General features: G+C 42.8%; 14 protein-coding genes. 7 read left to right on the forward strand and 7 right to left on the reverse strand.

What is annotated here, in order from left to right:
* Positions 1–118: 118 nt before the first annotated feature.
* Together AC2SLT_RS02545 and AC2SLT_RS02550 are read right to left on the reverse strand one after the other, a co-directional pair.
* Entirely contained in the window at positions 119–853 is a 735-nt protein-coding gene (locus tag AC2SLT_RS02545) for an HAD family hydrolase (RefSeq protein WP_486545928.1), read from the reverse strand.
* 50 nt (positions 854–903) lie between these two features.
* Positions 904–2,001, reverse strand: a complete 1,098-nt coding sequence (locus AC2SLT_RS02550; RefSeq protein ID WP_486545929.1) for an RluA family pseudouridine synthase — start codon at positions 1,999–2,001, stop codon at positions 904–906.
* 1,575 nt (positions 2,002–3,576) lie between these two features.
* Here AC2SLT_RS02550 and AC2SLT_RS02555 point away from each other — a divergent pair.
* Positions 3,577–7,911: an Rne/Rng family ribonuclease gene (locus AC2SLT_RS02555; protein WP_486545930.1), complete on the forward strand. Its 4,335-nt coding sequence runs from the start codon at positions 3,577–3,579 to the stop codon at positions 7,909–7,911.
* 317 nt (positions 7,912–8,228) lie between these two features.
* On the opposite strand, the gene AC2SLT_RS02560 is transcribed toward AC2SLT_RS02555, so the two are convergent.
* On the reverse strand, positions 8,229–9,146 hold the full coding sequence (locus tag AC2SLT_RS02560) for a DUF808 domain-containing protein (protein ID WP_486545932.1): 918 nt from the start codon (positions 9,144–9,146) through the stop codon (positions 8,229–8,231).
* A 378-nt stretch (positions 9,147–9,524) separates the two neighbouring features.
* Between AC2SLT_RS02560 and AC2SLT_RS02565 the strand changes: the two genes are divergently transcribed.
* Both AC2SLT_RS02565 and AC2SLT_RS02570 read left to right on the forward strand, forming a co-directional pair.
* Positions 9,525–11,267 carry a YfbK domain-containing protein gene (locus AC2SLT_RS02565; protein WP_486545934.1) on the forward strand — a complete coding sequence of 581 codons (1,743 nt, stop codon included), beginning with the start codon at positions 9,525–9,527 and terminating at the stop codon, positions 11,265–11,267.
* 192 nt (positions 11,268–11,459) lie between these two features.
* Positions 11,460–12,233 (forward strand): hypothetical protein, encoded by a 774-nt coding sequence (locus AC2SLT_RS02570; RefSeq protein WP_486545936.1) that lies wholly within the window; start codon positions 11,460–11,462, stop codon positions 12,231–12,233.
* Between the two features lie 82 nt (positions 12,234–12,315).
* On the opposite strand, the gene AC2SLT_RS02575 is transcribed toward AC2SLT_RS02570, so the two are convergent.
* From AC2SLT_RS02575 to ligA, 3 genes are all read right to left on the reverse strand, one after another.
* Entirely contained in the window at positions 12,316–12,654 is a 339-nt protein-coding gene (locus AC2SLT_RS02575) for a RidA family protein (RefSeq protein ID WP_486545937.1), read from the reverse strand.
* A gap of 129 nt (positions 12,655–12,783) precedes the next feature.
* Positions 12,784–14,058 (reverse strand): NAD(P)/FAD-dependent oxidoreductase, encoded by a 1,275-nt coding sequence (locus AC2SLT_RS02580; RefSeq protein ID WP_486545939.1) that lies wholly within the window; start codon positions 14,056–14,058, stop codon positions 12,784–12,786.
* A 490-nt stretch (positions 14,059–14,548) separates the two neighbouring features.
* On the reverse strand, positions 14,549–16,618 hold the full coding sequence (ligA, locus tag AC2SLT_RS02585) for an NAD-dependent DNA ligase LigA (protein ID WP_486545941.1): 2,070 nt from the start codon (positions 16,616–16,618) through the stop codon (positions 14,549–14,551).
* Between the two features lie 506 nt (positions 16,619–17,124).
* Between ligA and AC2SLT_RS02590 the strand changes: the two genes are divergently transcribed.
* The 4 genes from AC2SLT_RS02590 (at position 17,125) to AC2SLT_RS02605 (ending at position 21,540) form a co-directional block, all read left to right on the forward strand.
* On the forward strand, positions 17,125–18,366 hold the full coding sequence (locus tag AC2SLT_RS02590) for an acyl-CoA dehydrogenase family protein (protein ID WP_486546325.1): 1,242 nt from the start codon (positions 17,125–17,127) through the stop codon (positions 18,364–18,366).
* An 85-nt stretch (positions 18,367–18,451) separates the two neighbouring features.
* The gene (locus AC2SLT_RS02595; RefSeq protein ID WP_486545943.1) at positions 18,452–19,636 is read left to right on the forward strand and encodes a phosphotransferase family protein; all 1,185 of its coding nucleotides are present in this window, start codon (positions 18,452–18,454) and stop codon (positions 19,634–19,636) included.
* Between the two features lie 87 nt (positions 19,637–19,723).
* Complete coding sequence (locus AC2SLT_RS02600) at positions 19,724–20,428, forward strand: histidine phosphatase family protein (protein WP_486545944.1); 705 nt, start codon at positions 19,724–19,726, stop codon at positions 20,426–20,428.
* Between the two features lie 233 nt (positions 20,429–20,661).
* Positions 20,662–21,540: an SDR family oxidoreductase gene (locus tag AC2SLT_RS02605; RefSeq protein ID WP_486545946.1), complete on the forward strand. Its 879-nt coding sequence runs from the start codon at positions 20,662–20,664 to the stop codon at positions 21,538–21,540.
* 348 nt (positions 21,541–21,888) lie between these two features.
* Here AC2SLT_RS02605 and AC2SLT_RS02610 read toward each other — a convergent pair whose 3' ends face one another.
* On the reverse strand, positions 21,889–23,025 hold the full coding sequence (locus AC2SLT_RS02610) for a cell division protein ZipA C-terminal FtsZ-binding domain-containing protein (protein WP_486545947.1): 1,137 nt from the start codon (positions 23,023–23,025) through the stop codon (positions 21,889–21,891).
* Between the last annotated feature and the right edge of the window lie 62 nt (positions 23,026–23,087).

The following is a 23,087-nucleotide window of genomic DNA, read 5'->3' on the forward strand; positions in this document are numbered from 1 at the left end:
TGAGGTAAGTATCCGAATTAAAAACTGTGTTAGGTAGCTGAGTCAAATTACTGATTAACTATGCTCTATTGTACCCCAATTAGTCAGTTCCTAAAAAACAGTACTCTATGAATAAGGTCTAGGTGCTATAGTTTGTCGTTAATAATTCAATCAACTGCTGTGGCGTTTCAACTTGATAAGTGGGATTCTCATCGGCCAATACACTGCCTGCTGCCGCGCCATAATTGACAGCGATAGACGTCATACCTATAGCATTCGCCATCTGAATGTCATGAATACTGTCGCCAATAAACACGGCATCGTCAATATCTTGACCGGTTTCCTTTAGGATATCGAGTAGCATTTGCGGATTGGGCTTTGAGCCAGATTCATCTGCACAGCGGCTAGTGACAAAATAATGACGGCTATTGGCATAATCCATCACTCTGTCTAAGCCCGCGCGTTTTTTCCCCGTTGCCACTGCCAGCTTTTTACCCTGAGACTGCAACAGCTGGAGCATATCTTCTATACCCTCAAAAAACTGCGAATGTGGCTGGTTTGGCTCCGTACTCGCCTTAATATAAAAGTCGGCATAGCTTTGCTGAATCGCAGCGTGCTGCTCATCTGTAGCCTGCGGGTACAACATATGTATGCCTCGGATAAGACTTAGTCCGATGATAGATTTTACCGCCTCATCTGTGGTTTTAAAGCCATGCGCCTCGCCAGCGACGTGCATGGCTTTTATAATGAGACCTATTGAATCCATCAACGTCCCATCCCAATCAAAAATAATTAAAGACTTGGTGCTTAATGGATGCGCAGAGTGTTTTTTATTATCGTTTATAATGGTATTGAGTTTTGCTTGAGAAGTCATATTACTCATTTCTAATTTAAATTACTTAGGTAATGCTAAGGTTTGTTAGCTTAACTGTCTAAATGTACATCACTGGGAATAATATCCTGCATGTCATCTGGCACAGGCGCAATCATGGTCTCATACTCAGGAATATCAAGCTTCCAGGCATGCAAACATAAACGACGCACCCCTGATTGATCTTGCGGATTATACTTATCATCACCCAAGAGTGGATGACCTAAATATGCGAGATGCACACGAATTTGATGAGTACGTCCCGTTAATGGCATCGCCTCAATGAGACTGACCGGCTCACCGTTAATATCAAATCTTGCTAACACATGGCAGAGCGTTTGGCTTGGCTTAGCGTCTTGACTGCTTTTATCGACTCTGACTCGTCGCTCTCCACTGGCTAAGGTATAGCGCAGTAATGGCACGTCAATTTTAATCTCATTTAAAGTAGGTTGTCCTTTTACAAGACAAAGATAATGCTTTTGGATGGTTTTTTCACGCAAATGCTCTTGCAATACTTTTAAAGCAGAGCGCTTTTTGGAGATCATTAATAGACCTGAGGTATCTCGGTCAATACGATGCACCAGCTCGAGGTATTTTTTATTGGTGACGTCACGCATGGCCTCAATCACCCCGAAGTCGATACCACTACCGCCATGAACCGCCATGCCTGAGGGTTTATTTAGGACAATGAGCCCATCATCTTCATAGATGACCCGCTCCAGTAAGCTATTGGCAAAGCTGTCACTAATGACAGGTTTTTCACGGGTAGCCAAGCGCACAGGGGCAATACGAACCACATCGCCACGCTCAAGATTGTCATAAGGCTTACAGCGTTTATTATTAATGCGCACTTCATCAGAGCGAATCATTTTGTAAATATGGGCTCGCGGCATACCCTTGAGTCGGGCTAATAAAAAGTTATCGACACGCTGACCATGTTGATTGCGCGTCACCTCAAGGTGATTGACTTGCGAGAAGTCTTTAATATCCTCATCCGCACTTTGGGGTCGGGCTTTGGTAGAATGGCGTCTTACTTGGGTGGGTTCAGCACCCACACTGCTCATTAGACCCTCAAGGTCTTGCTCTATCTTCTCGTCTCTATTACTCATTTTCTCTACATCATTCTTAGGGTTATGGTGATTTTTTGACATATTTTGTTAGGCGTTTGGCAAAAGATTTGGTATAGTCTAACACGTTGACTTTATGTCTCGTGTATTGTTATACCTTTTATAAAATCAACTTAACACTATTAATCTTGCCAAACCTACTATTTGTGGTGTTTGTCAATATTTTACCCGTTATGTTAATTTTTAAATTTAACAATGCGAGTGAAAGCTCAGTTGTTGCATACGCTGATAACAATACCCATAGCATTATTAATTACCTAAATTTAGTCACTATTTAGTCACTTAGAGCCGTCTATTTACACAGACATCTAACGTTTTTAAGTTTACTCCTAGAAACGCTAATAAGAGTTACGCTAATAATAGTTACACTAATAGTAGGGACACTAATAATAACAACACTATTAAAGTCAGCCCACAACATAATTTTTTAAACAACTAAATTTTGGGTTTGCGGTTTTAGTAGCCAAACGCTATTAAATTTGCCTCTTTGTTTTAACACCTTGGCGCCCCAACCCCCATTTAACTTTAACATGTGCACAATGCTTTACTGTCTTAGGATAACAATAGAAGGGGGTCAGTGATCCCCACTATTAAAAAGCCCAGTTGATCTTACAACGTCGCTTCTAGACTTATTGACTCTACCAGCAACCTTACAACTTGCGTTAGACATCAAGCCTAGGCTACCGTTTAACATCAACTGCGAATAAGCATGATAATAAGAGACGACACGGTACTAATGAGGCGGTCAAATAACCTTAATAAAACACATTATAAATTGCGTTTTGTCATCATAAAATAAGCTGTTATTTGCCAAGTACGCCCCGCCTACTTAGTCCACAATTTAAAACGAGATAAAACTTTAACCTTTAAAATTAAGTTTACCTCATTTACCCAGATACTATTACCGTTATTAGTTTTGCGGATAATATTATTGATATAAAAGAGTCTTTCAATGGATCACAGACGTTATGCCACTGATTATCATCATTCGCTAACGATTGTACAAGACCATAAGCATAGAAGGGTGACCTTACAACTTACCTAACTATCTATCAAACTATCGATAATGACTTTATTATTAGTAATAATTAACCCTAAAAAAATACTACATAGCGATAAAAATACTGGCTAACATGACTATAAACTGGCAACCTTAAACATTTATATAACGTAAGCATTCACGTAACAGCGACAGTGACTTAAAAAGTGGCTGGAAACTAACACAAAATACTCATGACATATGTTTAAAATGTGATAGGAGTCATTTTGGAATAATCTAAGGACCTACAGCCTTAGCCTAATACCAAAAGCATATCACCAAAAGTTGCAAACTTAATTTCAACAGGCAAATGCAGATACTGCACTACCCTGCCCATAGTCTAAAAGCAATCAGTTATAGTATGATACTCATACGCTTTTAATGTTTAGTTTTAACCGTTTTACCTTCAGTCTCTTAATTATGAAATGTCTGTCTAGTCACCGTTTTATCGGTAAAAGCAGTCATTTCCCAGAGCACAAATATATCAGCGCTCTGTCTTGCCAAGCTTTACTCCCCCTGTAATAGCCATTGTGTGTCATGACCTAAACTAGGACACAGCAATGAAACGCATACTTATTAACGCTACTCACAACGAAGAAGTTCGTGTTGCACTTTGTAAAGGCAACCATCTTTATGACTTCGACCTTGAAAACCGCACTCGCGAACAGAAAAAAGCCAATATTTATAAAGGTCATGTCACCCGTGTCGAACCTTCATTAGAAGCGGTATTTGTAGAATATGGCTCAAAACGTCAAGGCTTTCTACCCATTCGTGAAATCGCCAGTGAATACCTATCTGGCAATCCTCGTGAAGAAAATATTCGCAAACTGATTAAAGAAGGTGACGAGCTCATCGTCCAAGTTGAAAAAGAAGAGCGCGGTAATAAAGGCGCTGCGCTGTCAACTTATGTCTCTTTAGCAGGCCGCTATTTAGTATTGATGCCAAACAACCCTAAAGGGGGCGGCATTTCTCGTCAAATCTCAGGTAAATTACGTGAAGACATGAAGCGCATGCTAGGTGAGCTTAACTTACCGAAAGGCATGAGTGTCATCGTACGTACTGCGGGTATCGGAAAAACACAAGATGATCTGCAACATGATCTTAATCATTTGCTCAATATTTGGAATGCCATCCAAGATCAAAACAAAAAATACGCCTCACCACGCTTAGTCCACCAAGAAGCGGGCGTTGTCACGCGCGCGGTGCGTGACTATCTGCGCGATGACATCGCTGAAATTTGGATAGACAATGAAGAAGCCTTTATTGAGGCCGAAACCTTTATAAAAGCGGTTATGCCGACTCAAATTGATAAGCTACGTAAATACACCGACTTTGAGCCGATGTTTTCAAGCTTTAATGTCGAGCGTCAAATCGAAACCGCGTATCAACGCGAAGTACGCCTGCCCTCAGGTGGCTCCATTGTGATCGATCAAACTGAAGCCTTAGTATCAATTGATATCAACTCAGCCAAATCGACCAAAGGTGCTGATGTTGCAGAAACTGCCTACAATACTAATCTTGAAGCAGCAGATGAGATTGCCCGTCAATTGCGCCTACGTGATATGGGTGGGTTGATCGTTATCGACTTCATTGATATGAACGATAACAAACACCAAAAAGAGGTGGAAAAACGCTTAGTTGAAGCCACTAAATATGACCGCGCACGCGTCCAGTTTGGTGAGATTTCACGCTTTGGCCTAATGGAGATGAGTCGTCAGCGTCTGCGTCCATCGCTTGAAGAGTCGACAGGCTATATTTGCCCCCGCTGTCATGGTAACGGTATGATTCGTGACCTACGCTCTTTGTCATTGTCCATTATGCGTCAAATTGAGCAGACTGCCCTAAAAGAGCGTCATGGTGAGGTACAGGCCGAAGTACCTACTGATGTCGCTGCCTTCTTGCTTAATGAAAAACGCGAAAGCATTGTATATTTGGAGCAAGATAGTGGTACTCGCATCACTATTTTACCGCATGCCCATTTAGAGTCGCCTAATTTCAACCTTCATTTTAACCATCAAGGGTTTGCGCCTGCCAGCTACGAGCGGGTGACTGATACTCAGCTACAAGAAACCAGTGGCCTAGGTTATGATGTTGATTGGCAAACAGCGGAGTCTGAACGTCCAGAACAACAGCCTACCCGTCAGCCGCGTCAACAAGAGTCTACTTCGAAAAATAAGTCTACCTCTGATCAAAAGTCTATCGATAATACGGGCGCTGTTGCCAACCCAACGCTACCCCCTGCAAGCGTTACCGCTGCGCCGCCTAATCAAGCACAAGTGACGCAGTCCAAACCTGCTGCGGTTGCTTGGCTATCTAATCTATTCGCCCCAACGCCTGAAGCACAAATGTCAGCGACGGTAAGCAGTGCCGAGGCCGCTCAGGCTATCGAAGCTATTGTAAATACTGGCGCTCAAAGCCGTGGGGCATTTGGTCATGTCGCTGCTGCTGCACCACAAGCTAAGGTAGCGAGTGACTCAGAGACTGGTGGTACCCGTGAAGAAGACAGTCGCAATGACAGCTCTGATATCCAAAAAGACAAAGAACGTCGTCGGTCACGCAATAACAGAGGTCGCAGTAAAAACGACAAACGTAACGAGCGTAGCAAACCTGATAATCGTCGCCGCTATCAAGATAAAGACGATAAATCTGATGACAATAATGCATCCTCAAGTGCGACGTCACACCAAAAAAACAACGTGGACAGCAACTCGTCTACTCATGGCGCTAATAATGGCTCAGCTGACTTGCCAAAGCGCGAGCCTAATAGCAAACGTGAGTCACGTGGCCCAATAGAGCGCAGTGATAGCAAACAACCTGTTTCAAAGCAGGATCAGAACAAGCACGATCAAAATAAGCAGTCTCAAGATAAATCTGCTAATGGTTCAAACCGTTCTGACAGTCATTCAAAACATGACAATACTAATAAGTCATCGGACAAGTCCAATAACCGTTCACAACATGAACGCAATGTCGATCCGAATGAGGTTAGCTTAAAGGTGACTGAAGCGGAAGTGACACTCAAAGAGCCAGAAGTGGTTCATATCTCGTTAGATGATAATTTACATACTAACAATGACAGTCCAAAACCTGATGCAAAAGCGGATCAGTCAGCTCAATTAGCCTCAGATACTACTAAAAAGTCTGGTAAGCCCGCTAAAGAGGTTGCTGAGCATGGTAATGATAAGACTCAACAACCGGTTAATAGTGAGTCGGATCGTAAAGATCAGCAATCGCACACTATTAAGCTTGATACTGATAATCATGCGTCTGTTAACCGTGAATCATCTGAATCAAAAGTAGATTCTAAAGATTCTGTATCAGCTAAATCAGAACCAGTTCCTAGTGAGACAGCTGATCAGTCATTCACTAAGGGTAATGAGCCAGTGGACAGTCAGCCGGTGACATCAAGGGCGGAGACGACTAAAGGCCGTGATGGCACTCATGACGCTCAAGATAGCAAAGAGACGCCTAATCAACAATCTGAAGAGATCTCTCAGAGTTCAGTAGACGGTGACTCAGAGGGTGAGGTTGCAACCATGAGTTTCGATACAGAGACTCTATTTGCAGATCGTTATGTGGCAGCCAAAAAGTACGGACAAGCGGCTAATGATCCTCGCCTCATCAAAGCGGCTATGCAAAACAAGCTCAGTGAGCGTAGTCAGCGTGCTGAGTCGGTAGCTACTGCTAGTGGGCCGGTTACTACTAAGCCTGTCACCACTGCAATTAGTGGTACAGTGGGTCAGTTTATTCATACCCATCTGGCTCAGCCACGTATGCGACTTGCTAAAGACGGCGTCATAACTTGTTTCTTAGCGGCGTTAAATGCGCATAAAGAAACCTCGGGCAGCCAAGCTAAACCAGTGACCAAGTCCAAGGAAATCAATGTTACTGACAATAAGGTTAGCGCTGAAGACAAAGCTTCATTTGGCTCATTTAGCTTTGTGAACTATGGCTATCAGTCACTGTCGCCAAGCTATCTCGAACGCTTTGCGCAAATGACTTCCCCTGTCGCCGCTCATAACATCGAGCAAGGTAAAACTGACGTGGCGCCGACGCCGATTGGTGCTCGTGCGGCAAATGATCCGCGTGGTCAGCATCCTGACTATACGCCTCCTGCTCAGCAAGAAGCAGTGAAGCAAGAGGCCAAGCGAGATGATCAGCAACGGGCCAGTCACGTGAACCACCAAGAGACCAAGCTTGAATCAGGTGACTCAGAATCTACTGATGCCCAAACACCTCAGGTTGAAACGCAGGCTACTAACGCCTCTCAATCTGCCGCAGAAGCAATGGCGGGCTTGCTTAAGCTGAATGTGGGTGATTTTGTGGCTCAAGTACTAGGACAAGAAGGCAAGGACTTGATTAGTAGCGGTCAAACAGAAGCTGCTTTCTTAAAGGCCCTTCGTCAACCTTACGATAAGCCTGCACCTGTGTCTCAGAATACTAATACTGTTCAATCTGACAATGGTGTAGATGATCGTCAGACTCAGCACGATGAAGAGGCGGTTATCGAACAAAGCCTAGAGCAGCCAGCGACCGCGTTAGTGAGTGAGCCTCATGCTGATGAAGTCAGTGAGCAAAAACTAGAGGAACATTCAGAAAGTCGAGGTGACAGTGACGCGCAGCCAGAAGAGAATCAAGCTCAAGCGTCTCATGCTGAAAGTGATCAGTCTCATGAACAACAGGCTGCTCAAGCTTCTAATAAAACCAGTATTGAGACCTATAAGAGCATGATCGAGACCATCTCTGAGCAACTGTTACCTCAGACAGGTCTATTAAATCTGACATCACCAAAAGTTCCGAAGGCACGTAGTCGTAAGCCGAAAGACGAACAAAAAAAGACGACTCAGTCTAATGACCGCTCAGATAATCACAATCACTCTACCAATGAGGATTAGCTAGAGCGAGTTAATTGGGCGAAAGTTGTTATACTAAATCTAGAAATTAATCTATCGATGAAAGCCAGTGTAAATGCCACATATTAAGTTTAGTGAGCCTGATAAAGATAGGTTATTTTATAGATAAGGTATTAGATATTCTGATATGGTCATAGAACCAAATAAAGATAACTAATAGCGTTTAATTAAAGTTGTTTAAACAAAAGGCCCTTGTAAATTTACAAGGGCCTTTTTTAATCACTTTAGAACGGGACACTTTATTTTAGGGTGAAATACAATGAGTAGTGAATTTTAAAGTGGTTTTTACCATTTCATGTTTAATCCGCAGCATGACGCAGTTTATTAAACACTGTGATTAATGCCAACACAGCCAAACCAACGGCAAATCCAATGACCCCATTGAGCAAGGTAGTTGATACACCCTCAAAGATACCGGTTAAATGCGCAAGATCTTCGACAGCATGATGTAGATGGCTAATACCGTGTACGATAATCCCACCACCGACTAAGAACATCGCAATCGTACCAACTATAGATAGGAACTTCATGAGTTTGGGCGCTGCTGCTAACAAAAACTCACCAAATTTCCTAGTGGCTCGGCTAACATCAGGCTTTTCAATAAGATGCAGGCCGACATCATCAATTTTGACAATACCCGCTACCAAGCCATAGATACCAATTGTCACACCGATCGCGATAATAGTCAGCACGAGACTTTTATCTAATAAACTTGCGGCACTTAACGTTCCCAAGCTAATGACTATAATTTCAGCAGATAGAATAAAATCTGTTCGGATGGCGCCCTTTATTTTCTGTTTTTCCAGCGCCACTAAATCAACTGTCTCATCAACATTTGCTGCCACTCGCGCTTGATGCTCTTCGTCTTCTGGTAGCAGCTTTGGCCAAAACTTATGAATGACTTTTTCTGCCCCTTCATAACATAGAAAAAGCCCACCCATCATCAATAAGGGGGTAATAAGCCAAGGCGCAAAGAAGCTAATGATCAGCGCAGCGGGTACTAATATGAGTTTATTCAAAAATGAGCCTTTCGCTACCGCCCATACTACTGGAAGCTCACGACTGGGTTTGACCCCACTCACCTGCTCGGCGTTTAGTGCTAAATCATCCCCTAACACACCTGCCGTTTTTTTGGCGGCAACTTTGGTCATGACCGATACATCGTCCATGAGTAAGCTAATATCATCGAGTAGCATTAATAGACTACCAGCTGCCATAAAATCTCCTTAGTTAGATAATGATTATTAAAATTTATTACGTATTTAGACTTAGTTTATCTCGTATTCATTTGAAAACCATATGACGATTGTAAGTAAGCCGCTCATTGTTAAGATGCCATTTCTTAGAACGTCATATCCTGACGTTATAGCAGGGTCCTATTTAACATTTATGTTTACATTTATGATTGAACTATGTGACGTTACACAAATATTAGCTATGTATGGATGAACACGCTGTAAGTCGTAAAAAAACTAAAAACTAGGTACAATCATTAAAAGCTTATTATTTATTAGCCTTATTTGATAGTATTGTTAATATGATTTTTAACATCAACCTTCACAGGTTTAACTTTACGCACCCCTTAAGGTCCTTTTATGAAAACGCTTACTCGTCTTAGTTGTCTTAGCTGTCTCAGTTGTCTACAAACTCATAAACCACGCACACAACCTCTATTGCTGGTCAGTAGCATATTGTCTATCGCCATCTTAAGCGGTTGTAGTCAGCAACAAAATGAGGTGATGACTGCTGAACCGGCATCACCCACATTAGAATCTACTAAGGCTGCTGGAGTGGTTGAAAACACCCCATTATTAGTGGTTGCTGATGAAGCAGCGTCTAGCCCAGCCGTCGTGACCAGTGCCCCAATGAGTAAATTGGTGTCGCCCAGTCCAATGTCTGCGCCATTATTGATGGATAGCATCAATAATAATACCGAAAATTATGCCGAAATTGAGCGCAATGCCGTTCATGCGACACAAGAGCAAGCCTTTGCTACTTTGAGCATTGATACCGATACAGGTAGCTATGCCAATGTCCGCCGTTTCCTGAATAATGGAAGCTTACCACCGTCTGATGCCATAAGAGTTGAGGAGCTGATTAATTATTTTAACTATGATTTTAGCTATGCTAAAAAACAAGCGAATGCGCCATTTCTAGTGAGTAGTGAGGTAGTCAAATCCCCTTGGCATCCGACCAATCGTATTGTCAAAGTGGGCATTAAAGCTGAGGACACAGTAGCAAATGGGCAACGCCAACCCCCTGCAAATCTTGTATTTATGGTCGATGTTTCAGGCTCTATGTCGTCTTCTGACAAGCTACCACTGGTCAAATCGAGTTTGAAAATGCTCACTAAACAGCTACGGCCTCAAGATACCATTACCCTAGTCACCTATGCTGGTAATACACAAGTGGCACTGCCCGCTACCTCTGGCAGCCAAACTCAAAAAATACTCAATGCCATTGATACTTTAGATGCCAATGGCTCAACCAATGGAGAGGCCGCTATTAAGCTGGCTTATCAGCAAGCGCAAGAGAGTTTTAAGAAAGAGGGCATTAACCGTATTTTAATGCTGACGGATGGCGACTTTAACGTGGGGGTTTCTGATGTGGATGATATGCTGGATATTATTCGGGACAATAGAGATAAAGGCATCTCATTATCTACATTAGGATTTGGGCAGGGCAACTATAATGATCATATGATGGAACAGGTTGCCGACAATGGGAATGGTAATTATAGCTACATTGACAGCCTAACCGAAGCGAAGAAAGTATTAATAGATGAGATGTCCTCTACCTTTAATACGGTCGCCAAAGACGTTAAGATTCAGTTAGAATTTAACCCTGCTACTGTGTCTGAATGGCGTTTAATTGGCTATGAAAACCGCGTATTGGCCAAAGAAGACTTTAATAATGATCAGGTTGATGCCGGCGAACTTGGTGCTGGAAAATCAGTTATCGCTTTATTTGAGATTACCCCAGTGGGCGAAAAAGGCTTATTAGAGCCGAGTCGTTATCAACAATCCGCGCCGCTTAGCACGTCCAATAAAAGCGAATTGGGCTTTTTAAAGATTCGATATAAAGCGCCAAATGCTAATACCTCAACATTACTATCTTTCCCAATTGCCAATCATGTTAGCCAAGCCTCTGCCGATACCAACTTTGCGATGGCAGTAGCCGGATACGGGCAATTGCTTTCAAAAAGCAAGTATGTGAATGGCCTAACCTATGCGCAAGTCTCCCGTTTGGCAAAATCAGGGGTGAATAGTGAAATGGACACAACGGGTAGCCGTGCTGAATTCATTAAATTAGTTGAATTGGCAGAGATACTCGATTAACCAACTCTGCAGGTTAAGGGTTGTTGTAACAGAACCTAATCGATAATAGAACCTAAATTTGAACCTAAATGCAGTCTAAATGAAGGTTATTTGATATATTAGGGGCTGTATATTGTTTGAGTGTCATGAGTTAACCACTGTCGATATCAAGGTTAACTCATATTCGATCCTAAATTTTATGAGAGTTAAGCGATGCCTAAACCGATTTTTGTTGTACCTTCATTATTCAATTCACCTTTATTGAATTCACCTTTATTGAATTCACCTTTATGCCAGTCGCCTTTATCTCAATCACCCTTTAAAGCTCAAAAAACGAGCTTTTCAACGTCAACCTTAAGCTCCGTTATATTAACGGCTTTGCTTAGTACCACTGTTTTACTATCTGGATGTAATAAAGAAGCCACGCCAGAAGCCAATGATAAGCGTCCGCCTGCCTCTGAAAATCAAAACATACCCGCAGAGGGGACTGACACTATGAATAATCATGACAATACAGATATTAGTAAGAATATAGAGAACATAGAGAACATAGAGAACAATGAAGAGAAAACGGTAGAGCAACAGTTTTCAACTCGAAACCAACCCTTATCAATAGACTGGAACACGGTCGACTCTGGGGAGACAGCCATCGATCCTGCTAGCTTCAACTATCCATTCGGCTTAGACAGCGAGCCTGTCAGAGCTCAAGCAGAGTATTCACACATATCCCCCAAACAAGCCCAGCACAGCTTGACGGTGGGTATGGCCAGCAACGAGCCTTTGGAAAAGATTATTGATCAATTGGGTGACAGCTACCTATCACACTCTTACTCCGAAAGTGACGCTAAGCTTACAGTGTACACCACGCCTAATGTTACCCCTAGTACTCATAACTACGTCATTTCTCATGAATTTGCAAAGGGTTTGACCTTACCTATTGAGGTAACACACGGGTCTGAACAGGCCTCATCGAGTGCTCATAAATAGAAAAATTATGCTCCCGAACCTAGAAAAAAATCCATACTTAGAACCTGTTGCTTTCCACTATATCATCTATAAGTATGGTGCTCTACACGGCGGCAATGACGATCATTTCTACCAGTAGCTCAGGACGTGCTAACGCTGACTCGCCACAAGCACGTGCTGGAGGTGCCACATCACTAAACCACTCATCCCATACCGCATTCATTGCGTCAAAATCAGCCATGTCTTTTAGCCAAACGGTTACTGATAACATTTTTGACTTGTCGCTACCCACCTCTTCTAATAATGCCTTAATTTTCTCAAGACAGGTCAAGGTTTGATCAGAAATATCATCTTCGGCATTGCCCACTTGTCCGCATAAATAAATCGTCTCATTGTGGATGACAATCTTGCTCATACGTTGGTTGCTATGTAACTTTTGCATGAATCTTTCCTTGTTAATTGTTTTGTGTGTTAAGCCGTTTATAATTAATGTATTACCATAATTTTCTAGCACTTCTTTCAATTGGCTAGAATCTTATTCAGAATCTCAAGATTTGATCCATAACCTTGCCTAATTAGCAAAGCGTTCAACACTAAACGGTGCTGGATCGATATACAACGGTTTATTATGAATCATCTCTTCGATCAACCGTCCTGTCGCAGGCCCTAAAGTAAATCCTTGATGCGCATGACCAAAGGCAAACCATAAGTTATTATGATGAGTAGCAGGACCGATAACAGGCTTCATATCGGCAATACAGGGTCGAGAGCCGTGCCATGCTTCAGATTCCACCGCATCTTTGATGGGTATGACCTTCTTAGCGACCTTAAGCACCGCTTCAAGCTGAGTGGTATCCTTTGGCGCATTCATCAATGTCATCTCCGCCCCAGTGGTAATACGAATACCTTGTTCCATTGGCCCCATAATAAAGCCTTTTTCTGCGTCATATAAGCTATGTCCAATTCTATTTTCTGGATTCACTTTAAAATGTTGGTGATAACCTCGCATTGGAAATAGCGGAATTTTATAGCCTAAAGGCGCGGTAAATTGAGTCGACCAAGGGCCTGCAGCGATGACCACATGAGTGCTATTAAAAGTTTGGGTGTCTACGCCTGAGTCAGTATGAATCTCAACCTCTACCTGCCAGCTTCCATCGTCTGCTTGTTTAAGATCGGTTACCGTAGCCTGCTTGATCGTACCATTTAATGCCTCAAAGCTTTTGGCATAGGTTTTCACTAATCGACTTGGGTTCTTTATCTGCCAAGTATTCTGCCAGTGAATACCACCAATAAAGTCAGAAAAGTTAACATTAGGCTCTGCTTGTTTCAACTCATCGACGCTCACGACTTTAAACTGAACCCCTTTTTGTTGCGCCCGCTTTGCCTTTATCAGCGCTTCATCCAACTTATATTGGTGGCGGTATAACTCAAAAAACCCATCTTTGCGTACCAGCTCGCCGGCGCCTGACGCTTCGATCATCACGCCGTGCTCATTGGTACAATGGGCAATCAAGGTCGCCCACTCGTCTTCGATTTTAGTCAGTTTGCTTTTCGCAGAGCTAGTCCAGTATCGATACAATGCACTTTGATAATTGAAAATAGCAGACCAGTGGTATCGAATATCAGTACTTTTATTCGGCAGTACTCTAACTATTTCACCCAGTTGTCTTGGAAACGCTTTCGGAAATACCGCTTCTCGCTGTATCAATCCCGCATTGCCATAGGAGGTTTCTTCACCGGGTGCTTTTTTATCTAACAGTAACACTTCAGAATTATTTTTTTGTAGATGCCATGCAATGGATGTGCCTACCATTCCTGAACCAATCACAATAACGTCATATTGCATAAAATATCCTTTTTTATTCATTGAAACAAATCATCACCTTAGGGTCTGTTTGCCATTAACTTTTAAGGCATTTAATGCTTTATGATAACGCTATTTTAAGCGGACGGGTGTATTAAATTTATTGAATTAAAGTCCTTTGAGATCGATAGCGTCATTTTGCATATGAGTAGCTGTCTACTTAGCGATTTACGTCTTTGAGAACGAATGTAGAAAGTGATGACAATAAACTGATCTATGAAGCGTATGCCTTTAATCGGTTACGCTTTGACTTTGCACGAACGCTAAAGAATAGAGCGGTTTAGCCTTGATTGAAGCGGTAGCTTAGTAGGATGTGGCGCATACAGCACCTTACACAGGCGTGGTATCGAGGTAACAGGAACACGATTGTGTGTAGGTGCTGTTCGCCACAGCCTGCTAACTATAAGCGAAAAAGCAAGATTAGCTCCCCCTTTTGAGAGAGTTATAAAATGTCAATTGACACCCTCACACTCTACTCCCCAATCAACTGTAAAAACTCCGCTTCTTCAACCACTCTTACCCCAAGACTTTCGGCTTTGGTCAGTTTTGAGCCTGCCTTTTCACCGGCTAATAATGCAGACGTTTTTGCAGAGACGCTACCGGATACTTTGGCACCTAAGGCTTGTAGTTTGGCTTTGGCTTCGTCTCGTGACATGCCACTGTTGACTAAAGTACCAGTGATAACCCACGTTTGACCGTCTAAAGGTAAGTTGTCTGAAGCCACTTGCTCTACTTTTTCCCAGTGCACGCCTGCGGCGATTAAGGCATTAATAACCTCGACATTATGATCCGCTCGGAAAAAGTTAAAAATTTGCTCAGCGGTAATGTGACCGATATCTGGTACGGCTTCCAATGCCTCAATACTGGCCTCCATCAGGGCAGGCAAATCGCCGAAATACTGTGCTAAGTTTTGAGCAGTTGTTTCACCGACGCCGCGAATGCCTATCGCGTAGATAAATCGAGATAGCGTTGTGCTTTTACTGACCTCGATGGCATTTAATATATTATTGACTGACTTCTCGCCGAGCTTCTCATAGGTCATCAACTCGTCTTTATGTGCTTGCAATTGATAAATATCGGCAACTGTCTTGACGATCCCTTGATCAAAGAAGCTAATTAACCAACGCTCACCCAGTCCATCGATATCCATTGCCTTACGTGAGACAAAGTGAATAAGCGCCTCTTGCTGCTGAGCGGGACAAAATAGCCCTCCTGTACATCGTGCTAAGGCTTCACCTTCTGGTAACTCAACTGGTGAATCACAAACGGGGCAATGACTCGGTAGCTCTACGGGATGGGTGTCTTTAGGACGAAACTCATGCCACACTTTAGTGACTTTAGGTATCACATCGCCGGCACGGTGCACACTGACGGTATCCCCTGCCCGCACATCTAGGCGCTGAATCTCACCGATATTATGCAAGGTGACATTGCTCACGGTCACGCCGCCGACTTGCACAGGCTCAAGCTTACCGACTGGCGTAATTTGACCCGTTCGTCCGACTTGCCATTCAATAGCGTTGAGGGTGGTCATGACGGTTTCGGCGGGGAATTTGTAAGCGGTTGCCCAGCGCGGCTCACGTGACAAATAACCTAGTTGACTTTGCAATTGTAGATTATCAACCTTGATAACGGTGCCGTCGATTTCAAAGGGAAGTTCTGCACGGGTCTCGATGACCGACTCATAATACGCTTGCGCCTCTTCCAGTCCTCTAACCACTTTAACCGCACTGACGGTAAAGCCAATATCTTTCAGCCATGCCAGCGCTTGTGACTGAGTGTCTATCCCGTCAGGCAGCCCCTGATTGACGGAATAGGCATAGAAGGCCAATGGACGACTGGCTGCGACAGCAGGATCAAGCTGACGCAAGCTACCCGCAGCCGCATTTCGAGGGTTGGCAAATACCTTGCCGTCTACCGCTTTGGCTTCACGGTTAAGACGCTCAAACCCTGCTTTAGGCATCAGCACTTCACCCCGTACTTCGAGCACCTCTATATCATAAGCTGCTTCTAGCACTAGCGGTATGTTATTGATCGTTTTGACATTTTGGGTAATGTCCTCTCCCGTTTGTCCATCGCCACGGGTCACGCCCCGCGCAAAATGACCGTTATGGTATTTAAGAGAAACGGCTAAACCATCAAGCTTGAGCTCCATCTCATAGGTGGGATACTGTTCAGCCTCGCTAAGCCGATCATTCACACGGCGCATGAACTCTGCAAGCTCATCTTGACTAAACACATTACCCAATGACAGCATAGGGATGTCATGCTGAACTTGTGAAAATGACGGTAGCGGCGCATCTCCTACACTAGCCGTTGGGCTATCAGGCTGGGTTAAGTCTGGGTAACGCTCCTCAAGCTCAATCAAACGCAGTCGCAATTGATCATATTCATTATCACTGATAACCGGTTCATCCATGACATAATAGGCATTATTATGCAGTCGCACTTGTTTGATGAGGGTGCGCATCTCATCGATAATGGGTTTTGTCTCTTTATTAATTTGATGATGATTATCTGAATTTGTAGCAGTCTGTGTCATGGTCATTGCCTTAGGTTTTATGCCCTTGATTTGCCATTTAGGCCAAATAAATAAATGACATTATGATACCAATTTTGGTCATGCCCTGTCGAAATAAAACAGAGGCAGGCAATGCTTTATACTCAAAGAAGTCTAAAATGGTTACAAGGCAACCGAGTGCAAGTAATAAGTAATAAGTTATAAGTTATAAGTTATAAGTTATAAGTTATAAGTAATAAGGGAGTAAGCTTAACGAGCTTAACGCTGTTACCGTTAGTCGTTCGCTGACTATATTTAAAAAATGAAACGCGACGCCATTATCAATGGTTAATAAGCCTTTGAATTAATGATAAACTTAATGGATACTAATAGACATGTCACACTATGACTATAGTTAAGAATTGACTCAACCTCTATTCAATTGGTAATCAACTCATAATAAATTCGCAATCAATTCGTCGCCAATGTGTTGTTAAAACAAATCAATCTTTAACTACCCCTCAATCAACCATAAAAAGGATTTTATGATGTTCGACATCACCCCACGTGGACAAGAATTTTACAACCGCGTCAAAGACTTTATCCAAACAGAAATCGACCCCATTGAAGCCGACCTAATTAAGTCCAGTCACCAATCAAACAATCATGGCAACTGGAAAAAATGGCAGTGGCCTGAACAATATTATACGTTGCGTCAAAAAGCGAAAGATGCCGGATTGTGGAATCTTTTCTTACCCGACGATACCCTTGGGGCAGGCTTATCAGTGACTGACTATGCCCCTATCGCTGAGCTGACTGGACGTAGCTTGATTGCTCCGAATATCTTCAACTGTAATGCGCCAGATAGTGGCAATATGGAGCTATTATGGCGCTTTGGCAATAAGGAGCAAAAAGAGCGCTTTTTAAAGCCTTTGTTAGACGGTGAAACTCGGTCAGTATTCTGTATGACCGAGCCTGATGTCGCGTCAAGTGATGCCACTAATATGGAAGCGACGGCCATCGTGGAAGGGGATGAGATTGTACTTAACGGTCGTAAATGGTGGTCTTCCGGCTTAGGTGATCCCGATGTTGATTTCATCATCTTTATGGCGCACACCCCCAATGAAAACCTTGGCCGTCATCAACAACACTCAATGGTACTCGTCCCCATTGACACAAAAGGTGTCAACATTGAGCGTATGTTAACCGTATTTGGTGACTATGATGCGCCGCACGGTCACGGTGAAGTTGTGTTTGATAATGTGCGAGTGCCGGTTGGTAACGTTATTGGTGCACCGGGTATGGGCTTTATGATTGCGCAAGGTCGTTTAGGACCTGGTCGTATTCATCATTGTATGCGCTGTATTGGGGCTGCTGAAAAGTCGTTAGAGCTTGCTGTACATCGCGCCATGAGCCGACGCGCTTTTGGTAAGAAGATTATGATGCTTGGTGGCAATATGGAACGAATCGCTGAAGCCCGTATAAAAATTGATCAGGCACGCTTACTGACGCTATATGCTGCCCATAAAATTGATACAGACGGTGTTATGAATGCGCTGACAGAGATTTCAGCAATCAAAGTCGTCGCCCCAAATGTTCTGCAAGAAGTGGTGGATATGGCGATGCAAATCCATGGCGGTATGGGCGTTTGCCAAGATACAATGCTTCCAGCGTTCTATGCCCAAGCCCGTAGTTTACGTTTAGCAGATGGGCCTGATGAGGTTCATAGAGGTATGATTGCCAAATTAGAGCTTAAAAGACATGGCTATAGTCGTTCTAAATCAGAATAATGACGACAGGAATGACATTTAAACTCAATTGCCGATTATATTCTCGAACTTTTTTATTCAATTTTGCCATATTAAAGGGAATTTTATGAGCACTGCCAAACCTTCCAATCAGTCCACTGCCGATGACGCCATAAAAAGTACACTGATCGATAAGCCTACGACCGTTAGAGAAACTGAGAGGTTAGATGCCAACGCGGTCACTGACTGGCTAATCTCACAACATATCGATGTTCAAGGCGATCCACAAGTTACGCAGTTTTCTGGTGGTGCTTCCAATTGGACCTATTGCCTGCACTATGACAACAGAGATCTTATCCTGCGTCGTCCTCCTGCAGGTACTAAAGCCAAATCGGCACATGATATGGTGCGTGAATTTAATATTCAGCAAGCACTACATGACGACTATCCGTATGTGCCAGATATGATAGCCCTGTGTACTGATGAGTCTGTGATAGGCTGCGACTTCTATGTGATGGAGCGCTTAGTAGGGATTATTCCGCGTGCCAATCTACCTAAACAGCTAAAGTTAGACCGCTCAGAGATTCGCGAATTATGTACCAATGTCATTGATGCGCTGATTGAATTGCATCAAATTGACTATCAACATAATCCGCAATTAAAAGACATCGGTAAAGGGGATGGGTACTGCAAACGCCAAGTCATGGGCTGGGAGAGACGCTATACAAAGGCGAAAACACCCAACGTCCCAAGCTTCTATGTCGTGCGCCAATGGTTAAAACGCAACCTTCCTAAAGATAGCCGCATTTGTGTGATTCATAATGATTGGCGCTTTGATAACGTCGTTTTAGACCCTGATAATCCAACCTCGGTCATTGGTGTGCTTGACTGGGAGATGGCAACCCTAGGCGATCCTTTAATGGATTTAGGGGGTGCTCTTGCGTACTGGGTACAAAAAGATGACAACATCGTCATGCGTCAATCCCGTCGCCAGCCGACTCACCTCGACGGTATGATGACACGCGAGGAAGTGGTGAGCTACTATTTAGAAAAGACGGGTATGACCACTGACAATTGGGCTTTTTACGAAGTATTTGGCCTGTTTCGTTTGGCGGGTATTGCCCAGCAAATCTACTATCGGTATTACAACAAACAAACCGATAATCCTGCTTTTAAGAACTTTTGGATTATCACCCACGCTATTAATGCGCGGGCGCTCAAACTGATTGCCAAGCATGAAGCGACCAAAGCGGTTAAGAGCGGTAATTTACCAAAACCTATTCACTCACTCGCCAAACGCTGGCTAGATTAATCATTAATCAAAAAATGCTGATACTAAAACCTTTAAAACGGGTTAACAATAGACAATTATCAACCCCATTAAACCTTTAAGGATGATATGACAACTTTACTATTTGCCAGACATGGACAGGCTTCTTTTGGTCAAAAAAACTACGATAAGCTATCAGACCTTGGTATCAAGCAATCTCAGCTATTGGGGGCACAATATGCCCTCAGCCAGCGCAAAATTGACGCCGTTATTACAGGCTCTTTGACCCGCCAGCAAGATACGGCAATGCATTTTTTAGAGGCTTATCAAAGTAACGGCTCTATTGAGCCTATTATTATTGAAGATTTAAACGAATTTAACCACAAAGATGTGTTTGTTAAATTTGATCCTACCTTTGCAACCGAATTTGGGGTGTTAGCGGCTATTGCTAAAGCACCCGTACCTAAAGTACGCTTGGCTGAGCTGTTTAATGACGCGATGTTGCGCTGGCATTCTGGAGAGCATGACGAGGACTATCTTGAAAGCTGGACACAATTTAATCAACGGGTACAAGGCGCATTGCAAAAGGTTGTTAGTCAGGCCGAGCGGCTAGAAACCAACAATGTCCTTATTGTTACCTCTGGAGGTGTTATTGCTGCAATAACAGCAAGCCTACTTAAGCAAGGTAGCCAAACGGCCTATCAGATAAACCGCAGCTTGGTGAATACTGGCGTCACGTCCCTCATCTCAAAATCTAATAAAATTCGTCTACTGTCTTTAAATGAGCACAGTCATTTGTATGATCAAGGACAAAGCTTTATGTCGTGGCAGTGACTATTGGCAGTAACTATTGGCAGGAACTAGTATTGAATAAAGAGACTTAAAATAGCATGAGATATAGCATGAAATGACGTATTAACTCACACTCCTATAGTCATAGGCAACTAAATGAGAGACAAGGCAACCGAACGCAAATACTACTCTAGTAGGATTAATGAGGTTAACGCTGTCGCTCTTTTGTTTGGCTACGACTATATCATTTTATCGAAGCAATGACCGAGACCCTTATGAAAAAATCCTTATTGAGTACCGTACAACACAGTCTGATGGGTAGCATCCAGAGCAAGTTTCAGGACACTAAAGCCTTACTTCAAAATCAGGATTTAAGTCAATTAATCAATCTTAAGTCAGGCAAAGACAAAACCATTCTTATTACAGGGGCGAGCTCTGGCATTGGTGCAGGCATGGCAACCATTTTTGCCAAACTTGGCTATAATCTAGCGATTTGCGCACGGCGTGAAGATCGGTTGCAGACGTTAAAAGCTAAGATTTTAGCAGAAAATCCCACTGTTCGAGTTGAATTTAAAGTGTTAGATGTCAGTGATTATGAAGCCGTATTTAAGGTCTTTCAAGCATTCCAACAAGACTTTGGCACGATAGATCGAGTTATAGTCAATGCAGGGGTGGGTGAAGGGCGACGAGTGGGTACAGGACGCTTTCATATTAATAAGCGTACGGCAGAGATCAATTTTATCTCTGCCTTAGCTCAGTGTGAAGCTGCTATGCAGATCTTCCGTGAACAAAACTTTGGCCATCTTGTCGTAATATCGAGTATGTCTGCTATGCGTGGTATGCCAAAGCATTTAACCGTTTATGCGGCCAGTAAAGCAGCTCTCGCCCATCTTGCCGAAGGCATACGAGCCGAGATGATCGCTGACAATCTGCCTATACAAGTAACAACTATTTATCCCGGTTATATTCGTACGGAAATCAATGAAGGCGCGCCAAAGCTGCCTTTTGAGGTTGATGAAGAAACGGGAAGTAATGCGTTGGTTGCTGCTATTGAAACTGGCGTGGATGAGGCATGTGTCCCTGCCATACCTTGGTTAGCAGTCGGTAAAGCAATGAAAATATTACCTCTACACTTGGTTAATAAGTTGGGATAAGTCAACTGTGTTAATCATTGGACTGTATAGTGATAGTGTCAATAAAAAACCGTGTCATAAACCGACACGGTTATTTAATTATATCTTATTCGTTTTAAACAACTAACCTGGATTCGGGATAAACAATTCATAAAAGTTAAGGTTATAGGCACTCCTTTGTTGCAAAGCAATGCATCTCACCTTTTAAAGAAACGGTCATTCATCTCTTTTTGACTTTAGAAAATTTAGCTCCCTTCCTTTTCCAAAGGAAGGGTTGGGGATGGATTTTTTAACTCAAATAAAAACAATGGCTTACAAAAGTTCTTATCCCAGACTCAGGTTAATGATTAATCCTCTGAAACGGATAAGTTAGAAATTACTCGCCTGATACTCTTGAACTTGTGTTCGAAGTTGCTGTCGTCGTTCACGGGTTAATATCTCATTATTTTCATCATAGACATTCATATTAAGATCATTTGAAATAAGATTGACCACACTCATCATGCTATCAAACCCTTGAGTTGCTTTCGGATGAGGAAGTGATAAGAAGAAGACTAAGCCATTATAGTGTGACGTTGGTAACATATTTAAGTCAAAGGGCGTAATCCCGTCCTCAGTCACACCCATCATACTAAACCATAAGATACCTGAGCCATCTTTATTCTCATAACGATGGAACATATTCATTGCACCATATTTAAGACCATATTGTGACACCAGTGACAAAATCTTTTTACCATCAACATTGCCATATTCTTCTCTTGGTACCAACGTAATATTGATGTTTTCCTGAGCATGATTAAGCGGACTATTTTGATCTTGATCTGCCTCTGCTAGTAGATGTTGATCAAGCATTGGGCTATTGTTTATAAACTCAGGTTCTTCCGCAGTTTGAATGACTGGCATCAACTTCTCAGTGGCGGATACTAAATTTGAAAATAAGTCATCCTCAGCATCGTCTTCATGAATCGCATTTAAATGTGAGTCAGGTGAATTTGAGCCTACTGGTTTTGTTGCTGCATATCTTTGACGAGTATCTGATTGATAGTTGAGTGATTGATGGCTGTGTGATTGATCAGCAGTATCCGGCTGAGTATTTAACCCAGTATCGACAGGATGACTCTCTAAAATTTTAGTCGTGTTAGAATAGCTAGCTTCAGAAAAATCTGTTTCCTTGAAGTCGCCCCTTTCCTCAGAGACAGTCGCAGCGTTCTGATTGGCATTATCATAGGCGTTCGCATCGTCGTGCATCTCGTCATTTATGACGGGCTGCAGATGCTTACGATCTGGTGAAATAATGGTTTCACCTGACTCTAATTGCTCATCTGCATCTTCAACCAGTTTACGCTCATGACGAGGGATAATTGGGATACCGTTTTTATCACGAATAATGCCTTGAGAGTCTGCACTCTTTTTTTGTTTGACAATTCCACGAATAATCATATACAGACCTACTACCATAATGACAACTGCAATGATAATTAGAATAAATTGTACGGTGGTCATGATATTCGTGTCCCAAAGTTAAAATGATTTAAACGGTATTAGGGGCTGTGTAGAATTGATTC

The organism is Psychrobacter sp. CX18, assembly GCF_057396215.1.